This is a genomic window from Burkholderia sp. Se-20373, from assembly GCF_017104705.1.
In the GTDB taxonomy this organism is placed as follows: Bacteria; Pseudomonadota; Gammaproteobacteria; order Burkholderiales; family Burkholderiaceae; genus Burkholderia.
The window spans coordinates 1-9,068 of the sequence record NZ_JAAGPH010000217.1; the positions used below are offsets into that span (position 1 = coordinate 1).

General features: G+C 63.6%; 6 protein-coding genes. 1 reads left to right on the plus strand and 5 read right to left on the minus strand.

The window, feature by feature from the left end; genetic code table 11:
- From G3N96_RS35925 to G3N96_RS35945, 5 genes are all read right to left on the minus strand, one after another.
- On the minus strand, positions 1–4,125 hold a 4,125-nt coding region (locus tag G3N96_RS35925), incomplete at its 3' end, for an ESPR-type extended signal peptide-containing protein (protein ID WP_277399477.1).
- Positions 4,126–5,349: 1,224 nt separating this feature from the next.
- Positions 5,350–6,252, minus strand: coding sequence for a ferritin-like domain-containing protein (locus tag G3N96_RS35930; RefSeq protein ID WP_206140138.1), 903 nt, complete (start codon positions 6,250–6,252; stop codon positions 5,350–5,352).
- A 95-nt stretch (positions 6,253–6,347) separates the two neighbouring features.
- Positions 6,348–6,566, minus strand: coding sequence for a hypothetical protein (locus G3N96_RS35935; protein WP_011354057.1), 219 nt, complete (start codon positions 6,564–6,566; stop codon positions 6,348–6,350).
- A 228-nt stretch (positions 6,567–6,794) separates the two neighbouring features.
- Positions 6,795–7,445: an NAD(P)H-dependent oxidoreductase gene (locus G3N96_RS35940; protein WP_027790596.1), complete on the minus strand. Its 651-nt coding sequence runs from the start codon at positions 7,443–7,445 to the stop codon at positions 6,795–6,797.
- 325 nt (positions 7,446–7,770) lie between these two features.
- A complete protein-coding gene (locus tag G3N96_RS35945) occupies positions 7,771–8,076 on the minus strand; it encodes an NIPSNAP family protein (RefSeq protein ID WP_206140139.1) in 306 nt (101 codons plus the stop codon).
- A gap of 279 nt (positions 8,077–8,355) precedes the next feature.
- On the opposite strand from G3N96_RS35945, the gene G3N96_RS35950 reads away from it, so the two are divergent.
- Positions 8,356–9,068: GNAT family N-acetyltransferase (locus tag G3N96_RS35950; RefSeq protein ID WP_241022988.1), on the plus strand; the 713-nt coding region annotated here is incomplete at its 3' end.

Genomic DNA, 9,068 nt, shown 5'->3' on the forward strand with positions numbered 1-9,068 from the left:
CGACGTCGACGTCGAGAGCGAGGTGACCGAGCTATTGGTCGACGAGAGGCCGGTCGAGAGCGAGCCGATCGAGCTATTGGCCGACGACAGGCCCGTCGACGTCGACGTCGAGAGCGAAGTGATCGAGCTGTTAGCCGAGGACAGGCCGGTCGAGGTCGAGGTCGACAGCGACGTGATCGAGCTGTTGGCCGACGAGAGACCGGTCGACGTGGAAGTCGACAACGACGTGATCGAGCTGTTAGCCGACGAGAGACCGGTCGACGTCGAGGTCGACAACGACGTCACCGAACTATTCGTCGAGCTGAGGCCGGTGGACAGCGAACCGATCGAGCTGTTGGCCGACGAAAGACCCGTCGAGGTCGACGTGGACAGCGAGGTGATCGAGCTATTGGCCGACGACAAGCCGGTCGAGGTCGAGGTCGACAGCGAGGTGATCGAGCTGTTGGCCGAAGAGAGTCCGGTCGAGGTCGAGGTGGACAACGACGTGATCGAGCTGTTGGCCGACGACAGGCCGGTCGAGGTCGAAGTGGACAACGACGTGATCGAGCTGTTAGCCGACGACAAGCCGGTCGACGTCGAAGTCGACAGCGACGTCACCGAACTATTCGTCGAGCTGAGTCCGGTGGACAGCGAACCGATCGAGCTGTTGGCCGACGACAGGCCGGTCGAGGTCGAAGTGGACAGCGACGTAATCGAGCTGTTAGCCGACGAGAGCCCCGTCGACGTGGAAGTCGACAGCGACGAGACCGAACTGTTGGTCGAACTCAGGCCAGTCGACAGCGACGAGATTGCGCTGCTGGACGACGACACCGTCGTCGACAGCGAATCCACGGCCACATTGGTTGCAAAGAGCTGCGAGCCGTTGATTGCGTCGGTACTGGTCTGGGAGATCTCGCCGGCCGCAACGTTCGTGACCTGGCGCTGGTTGGTCGAGCTGCCAACACTGACCACGCTCGTCGGATTACCGCCCGCGAACGTGCTGGTTACGCCGCCGACGGTACCGGTAGGCGTCGGGTTGGCTGCGGCCGTGGTGGAGCCGCTGCCCAGCGCGACGCTGCCGACGTTGCTCGCGACGGCATTCGGGCCGATCGCGACCGCGTTGCTTGCGCTCGCGTTCGCAGCATTGCCGACGGCGACGCCGCTCGCACCGGCTGCGTTGGCAGCATTGCCGACGGCGACACTGCTGGCGCCCGCGGCCGTGGCGGCTACACCGGCGGCGAGCGAGTTGATGCCCGTTGCGCCCTTGTTGTCGTAGTTGGCTTGCTGCACACCACCGTCGTTGACGCTGTAGTAGTGCGTCTTCGCGGCTTCGATCGCAGTCGAGGTCGAGGTGGACAGCGAGGTAATCGAGCTGGTGGCCGACGAGAGACCGGTCGACGTGGACGTGGACAGCGAGGTGATCGAGCTATTGGCGGACGACAGACCCGTCGACGTGGAAGTCGACAGCGAGGTTACCGAACTATTCGTCGAGCTGAGGCCGGTGGACAGCGAACCGATCGAGCTGTTGGCCGACGAGAGACCCGTCGAAGTCGAGGTCGAGAGCGACGTCACCGAACTATTCGTCGAGCTGAGGCCCGTGGACAGCGAACCGATCGAGCTGTTTGCCGACGACAGGCCCGTCGATGTGGAGGTCGACAGCGAGGTGATCGAGCTATTGGCCGACGACAGACCCGTCGACGTGGAAGTCGACAGCGAGGTCACCGAACTATTCGTCGAGCTGAGGCCGGTGGACAGCGAACCGATGGAGCTGTTAGCCGACGACAGGCCGGTCGAAGTGGAAGTCGACAGCGAGGTCACCGAGCTATTCGTCGAGCTGAGGCCGGTGGACAGCGAAGTGATCGAGCTGTTAGCCGACGACAGACCCGTCGAAGTCGAGGTCGAGAGCGACGTCACCGAACTATTCGTCGAGCTGAGGCCAGTGGACAGCGAACCGATCGAGCTGTTGGCCGACGACAGACCCGTCGAGGTCGAAGTCGACAGCGAGGTCACCGAGCTATTCGTCGAGCTGAGGCCGGTGGACAGCGAACCGATCGAGCTGCTAGCCGACGACAGGCCGGTCGAAGTCGAGCTCGACAGCGACGTCACCGAACTATTCGTCGAGCTGAGGCCAGTGGACAGCGAACCGATCGAGCTGTTGGCCGACGACAGACCCGTCGAGGTCGAAGTCGACAGCGACGTCACCGAGCTATTCGTCGAGCTGAGGCCGGTGGACAGCGAACCGATCGAGCTGTTGGCCGACGACAGGCCCGTCGAGGTCGAGCTCGACAGCGACGTCACTGAGCTTTTCGTCGAGCTGAGGCCGGTGGACAGCGAACCGATCGAGCTGTTAGCCGACGACAGGCCGGTCGACGTGGAGGTCGACAGCGAAGTCACCGAGCTGTTGACCGAGCTGATGCCGGTGGACAGCGAGTTGATGCCGGTCGAGGTCGACGTGGACAACGACGAGATCGAGCTGTTGGCCGATGACAGGCCGGTCGAGGCGGAAGTCGACAGCGAAGCGATACCGGTGGAAAGGCTGGTGTTGCTCGTGCTGAGCTGCGCAACCGTTACGGCGTCGGTCAGGGCGGAGCCGTCCGCGACGTTCGTGATGCGCCGGTTGGTCGCAGCTGTGCCGCCACCCACCGAAACTTCGGAGGTCGGCGCTGCCTGGTTCGTAATGTAGCCGGTGGTGGTCGGTGCTGCCGAGCCCGTCACGCTGCCCTTGCCGATCGCGACCGCGTCGGTGTACTGAGCGGTCGATTGGTAGCCGATCGCCACCGAGTGACTGCCGGTTGCCGAGGAGAGCGTGCTCAGCGCGACACTCCGGTCGCCTGATGCGTTCGCGCCGGCGCCGATTGCCAGCGCCTGCTGATTTGAAGCGCTCGCGGTATCGCCGAGCGCCACGGAGGATTGACCCGTCGCTTTGGTGTTGTTCCCGACGGCGACAGCTTGCTGCCCAGCGAGGCCATTTGTACCAATTGCGACTGACGCAACTGCCGTGCCGCTCGCGCCTCTGCCGATTGCCGTCGAATCCTGGGCGGCGCTTGCGGAGACGCCGATCGCCGTCGCGCCCAGCGCGGTTGCGCTGGAGCTGTCGCCGAGGGCGACAGTTCCTTGACCGATTGCCGTGGAATTGTTGCCAAGGCTGACCGCACCCTGGCCGATTGCACTGTTGGTATTGCCGATGGCCACGGCCCCGTTCGCGGCCGTGGTGCCGCCCGCGCTGCCGGCTGCCGTATTGTTGGCACCCATCGTCACGGCACCCGTGCCGTTCGAAATGTTCGGATCGCCGATTGCGACTGCACCGTTGCCGTTTGCCGTTTGGCCGCGGCCGATCGCCACGGCTCCGCCGGCGGTCGTGCCGCTGTTCGCCGTCGTTCCCGACGAACCGATTGCCACGTTCTGGCCCGTTGCGCCTGAGGTGACACCGTCGCCTTGAGCGATGCCGTACGCGCCATTGACGGTCGCGCCACGGCCGACTGCGATCCCTGACGTGGCGCTCGATGCGACGGACGACTGCCCGCCGATGGCGATGCCATCCGACGCTGCCGACTGTGCGCCCTTCGTCGCATTGCTGCCGATTGCAATCGAACCCGCTCCCGATGCGAGGGTCGAGTTTGCCTGAGACAGCGGCGTCGAGCCATTGCCGCCCGCGCCGCCGATCGCGACCGAGTTCAGTGCGCTCGCCGTCGAGCCGAAGCCGAGGGCTGTTGCGCCGGTGCCGCTGGCGGTGGTTTCGAGGCCGGCGGCGACGCCCCACAGGGCCGCCGACGACTGCATGCCGGTGGCAACCGCGCCGTTGCCGTTCGCCTGTGCGAATGAGCCATATACCGTGACACCGGTCCAGCCGTTGCCGTTGGCGTTACAGCCGGCCACGACCGAATACGTGCCGGAACCGTCGCTGGCCTGGTTTTGAGTGCCGCCCGGATTGACGCGGCCGACTGCGCCGTTGCTACCTGTCAGACACGAGCTACTTGTGGTGATTGTGTTTGCCTGGGCCAGCCCGGGAAGGCCGATCGCCAGTACAGCTGCTGCGATGACGGCAACAGCCGACTTGTTCGGCTTGCCCCGTGCCGAGTCGTGTTCCGATGCGGCGACCCATGCGCCAAGGGCTTCGTTCCAGATCGAGCGGTATGTGCGGTTCATGTCCTGCTACCTCCAAATATGCACGCCACACACCGGTCTCTTTTGTTAGAGGATTGCTCCGTGCGCTCGCGCGAATCTCAAAATTGATGGGCGGAGTTTATTGGAGGAGGATTTTTCAGATTGATAAAAAGTGATAAATAGAGGGTTTGAAAAGTTAAAGGATGGTTAATAGATCGTTTTTGATGCATTGACTCAGAATGTATTTGTAAGATGTAAGAATGCTTAGCGAAGGCATTTAAACTTCCGCGATTGAATGAATTTTCCGTATAAAAATCATGTAGTTATGGCTATTCTGTGTGATGGATCACACAACAAAAACATCGAACAGTAAGGTAAATGAAATAGCAAACGTTTGCGAGTCAAGCAATTCTTTCGCCGCTGTAATATTCGTGAATGCGCAAATGAATAAGGTGGTCGCTATCTAGTTAATTTGTTAATTTATGATTTATGTTTTGGCTTTAAATTGATTTTGCGGATTATCTTTAAATAGATTTAATTTGAAATATCGAACATCGGACTGTGCTGATTTGCGCGTCCAGGCCGCTGCGATGGCCCGCGTGACGGGCGTTTCGGGCCGGTTGGCCCGTCGAATTTGTAAAAAAGTGCTACAGGGCGGTGAACCGGACTGTCACCATTCATCTTTCGAATTTGTCCTATTGACTATTTCTGCGATTTTGAAAATCGAATGGGTTCAGCGACGGGGCAAATCCGTCAGGCAGGCGTGACGGCGTCGATGGTGCACCTGGCGGAGACAGGTTGTTAAAGAGGCTGTCCGGTGCCGTCGGCCATGTCCCCCAATCGTCAAATCCCGGGTGTGACAATTTGTCCGCGCGCGCCGAAGCCCCGAAAAAAAGGGCGGGAGTAAGTGTGTCCGATGTGCCACATTCGGCCGGTCGATGCAGGTCGGCGAGGCTCCCCACCGGATGCGATGGGTCGGCCTCGAGCGGACGGCGGGCGATGCAGCCCAGTGATGCGGCTCGCCATGGAAGGGCAACGGAGCGCGCAGCGAAGTTCGAACGCGCCCCCGGCGCGGGCCACCGAACGGGATGGAGGCATCGATCGTCGCGTATCGCTTGCTGCACGGCCGGATGCTGGCGATGCCGTTGCCGGCGCCCGGATCCCGGTGGAATTCAGCGGCCCGAGGATTCGAGCGTAGACGAAGGCGTTGCCCGGTTGCCCGGCCGGACAACCGGGCCAACCGGACGTCTGCCCGGCGCGGTGGCCTTACTTCTTGAGAAACCGCAGCGCAAGCCGCGCCATGCGCGGCACGAACATTGGGCGCAGCAGGCGCTTGTCGTAGCCGGCCATCCGCCTGTCGTTCTCGACGAGACACAGTTCGATCAGCTCGCGCGGATTGAGCGCATCGCCGATATCGGCGGTGCCGGTTGCCGGGAAGTTCGCGTCACGTGCGACGCCGTCGGAATCGATGCCGCGCGCGATGCCGATGCGCTCCCGGATCAAATGCACCCACACGGCCGCGACCCGCGCGAAGAACCACGGCCGGCGCCACCACGGGAGCGAGCGCCAGTACCACGCGTACCAGTTCACGAAGAACAGGATATGGCGGCCTTCTTCCTGGATCACGGGCTCGAAGGTGTCGACGAGTTCGGGCGGGAAATAGCCGGAGCGCTGCGCGGAACGGAACAGGCCGAACGCGAAGAAGCTGTCGATGCATTCGCTGAAACCCGTGACGATCCACCACCACTCGGGATCTTGCGGCGCGGGGTAGGCGGGCTCGGGGGCGAGCCGTATGCCGTATGCCTCGACGAGCTTCGACAGCACGACCTTGTGGCGCGCTTCCTCGCCGCCGTCCATCTCGAGCGCGCGGCGCAATAGCGGATTGCCGATCGTCGCCGCATAGGTTGCCACGCGAATCGATGCGCGGCCTTCGGTCTGCACCGCGATGTCCCAGATCGGCAGCGACGTGAGACGCTTGAGCTCGGCGGGTGTGAGCGCCGGCCAGTCGATCACTGCCGGCTTGTACGGATTGTGTGTGTCGAGCAGCATGCGGCAGAACATCTGCATATGCGCATCGGAACCGATCCGGACCGGACCTTGCCTGTCGAAGGTCCAGTTGCGCATTGCGTGATCTGCGGCTGCATGCGCTTCCTGCAGCGTGTCACTCATGGCTGTTGTTATGCGATTACGGGCCGAAAGATTCTTGCATAGCTTCCGTAAACGCGTATTTTCGAGCGGCCATGTGCACGCCAGCCAAGCGTGCGTCACGCGTTCGTGTCGACCCAGAGGCGGCCCCAGCGGGACGCGTAGGCCAGCGCGTGTTCTTCCTCGAAGAAGAAATCGATCGCGTCGAACGAAACGGCGCGCGGCGACGGGCCGCCGCTCGCTTTCTCGATCGTCAGGTTGGCGGCGAACAGCCCGTTCGGCAACCGGGCGGCAGCGGGGGCGACTTCGTAGCCCTTGTAGCGGATCGTACGGTTCATGGCGTGCGCGGAGAAAGTTCGGAGGTTCAGCGTACGAAAACCCGCCCGCGGCGTGAACCAATCTTTCGGCCAATGCAAATCACGCGGCGGGCCGAATTCTTATTGGTGCGGGGAAAGGACGGCAGGGAGGGGCGTCGACGGACACGACGCATGGCCGCGCGTCCGAATGCGCACCGCCCGCGCCGGCGAGTGGAATCGTCCGGGCGCGGGCGGTGGAAGGCGGGAAAATTACTGGTTGGCGATCTTCAGCACGGGTGCGAGCGCATCGACCGATGCCGCATGCGAGGCCGCGCGATGCGAGGCGAACGCGAGTGCGAACTCGGCCGCCTGCGTGCCGACCGTCTCGAGCTGCGCGACGACCTTCGGATCCGAGCAGCTGTCGGCGCTGTCGAAGCGCGTTTCGAGCGTGTTCACGGTCGCGCCGAACGGCGTCGGCCAGCCGCGCAGCGCATGCACGATCGACCGCAGCGACGTCAGCACGGTGCCGGCCGCCTGCCAGCCGTAGGCCGTGACGATCAGGCCGACCGCACGGCCGTCGAGATACGGGCGATCGTCCGCGCGCAGTTCCTCGAGCGTGTCGAGTGCGTTCTTCACGAGGCCGGAGACACCGCCGTGATAGCCGGGCGTCGCGATGATGATCGCGTCGGCCTGGCGCACGGCGTCGATCAGTTCGCGCTGTGCGTCGGTCAGCGTTTTGTGTTCGGGCGCGTAGTGCGGCAGCGTATGCAGGAACGGGCCGTCGAACAGCCGCGTACGCGCGCCGGCCGCTTGCGCGCCGCGCAACGCGAACGACAGTGCGCGCTCGGTCGACGACGCTGCCCGGGTGGTACCGCCAATGCCGACGACGAACGGGCGGCGGTGTTGATCGAATGCAGTCAAGGGGCGCTCCTTGGGGATGGCTTGCCCGGCTAAGCACAGGCTTAAAACCAGATGGTAACGACCCCGCCGCCACTCTGAAAACGACTTTTCGTTCTATCGATATGCCGCGCGGCAGGGGCAATCGTGTGCGCGGCCGCCCAGATCGATAGCAGAAATGCTTGGTTGGGACGGCGCGCCGCGGTCGATAAGATGGGCCCGTCTCCTCCATGATGTCTCTACTGACATGGGTTGGCCCCGCCGCGCGGATGCAGGCGGGGCTTTTTTTCGTCCCGGTCCAAAAAAAGGGGCGCGATGTGCCGGACGGTTGCCCGTCGCCCGTTACCTATTACTCGAACACCGGCCGCAAGAAGCTGCGCTCGTAGCTGACGATGCAGCGTGTTTCCTCCGCGTAGCGGAACGCGGCCTGGCAGGCCGGGTCGTCCATCGAGCGTTCGCGGTAACGCTCGTATTCGGCGAGGCTCGGGAACGAGAACATCGCGAGCGCGATGTTGTTCGCCCCTTCGGACGGCAGGAAGTAGCCGTGATGCGTGCCGCCGAATTTTTCGACGAGCGGTATCCACATCTTGCCGTACGTTTCGAACTGGTCGAGCTTGTACGGATCGATGACGTAGCGAAGGTAGCAGGTGATCATGAGCGCGCTCGGTGAGGGAAGCAACCCGCGAGTCTGGAAGGTGCCGCCGCATGTGTCAACGGCACGCGCCAACGCGTGATCTGGCGACGGGATGCGTTGCTTGCGCAAACAACGATCGGCGTTCCGTCATGCGTTCGCAACGACGCACGCAGAGCCAAAGCGCGCATCGTCGCAACCCTCGCTCCCGCACGCATTTCCCCAAACTTTTACGACATTTTTTCTTGCGAGGGCGGCTGGCGCGCTCATAGACTTCGGGCATCCCAACCACGGAGCAAGGCAATGTCGATACCCTGGAACGCGATCGCCGAACACACCCCCGCCGCGCCGCCTTCCGTGTGCGCCGATCGGGTGATCGTGCGGCGTTTCGATCCGGCCTTCGACAGTTATGCACGACTCACGCCGATGCTGCATCGCGCGTTCGCGCGGCTCGGCGCGATGGGACTCAACTGCACGTGCGTCGACCAGAGCGAGGACGTCACGCGCCGTCGCGCGGAAGCGGGCGAGTGCTACGTCGCCGTGTGCGGCGGGCGCGTGATCGGCACGGCCACGCTGTATGCGACCGATCCGTCGTCGGCGTGCTCGCTGTACCGGCGCGAAGGCGTCGCGAGCGTGCGGCAGGTGGCGGTGGACCCCGATTGCCAGAGCCGCGGAATCGGCGCGTTGCTGCTGTCGTTCGCCGAACAGTGGGCCGCGCTGCGCGGCTATACGCTGCTTGCACTCGATACGCCGCATCCCGCTTCGCACCTGCTCGCGTTCTACGGCGCGCAGGGTTTCGACGTCGTCGACGTGATGCGCTTCGACGGCAAGCGCTACGACAGCGCGATCCTCTGCAAGCGCCCCGTCGCGCAGGTGGCGCGCCGCGTGTCGCCGGCGTCGCGCATGGCCGACGACGATTCGGGCCGTGCGCCGTCGATGCGCCGCTGGATCGTCGAACAGGCGCGCGACTACGTGCTCGCGCACCGCACGCGCCCGGTCGGCGTGCCTGAGCTGTG

Excerpts from the sequence above, each read along its gene's own strand:
- G3N96_RS35945 (WP_206140139.1), bottom strand. The coding sequence starts at position 8,076 with ATGATCACCTGCTACCTTCGCTACGTCATCGATCCGTACAAGCTCGAC.
- G3N96_RS35935 (WP_011354057.1), bottom strand. The coding sequence starts at position 6,566 with ATGAACCGTACGATCCGCTACAAGGGCTACGAAGTCGCCCCCGCTGCC.
- G3N96_RS35930 (WP_206140138.1), bottom strand. The coding sequence starts at position 6,252 with ATGAGTGACACGCTGCAGGAAGCGCATGCAGCCGCAGATCACGCAATG.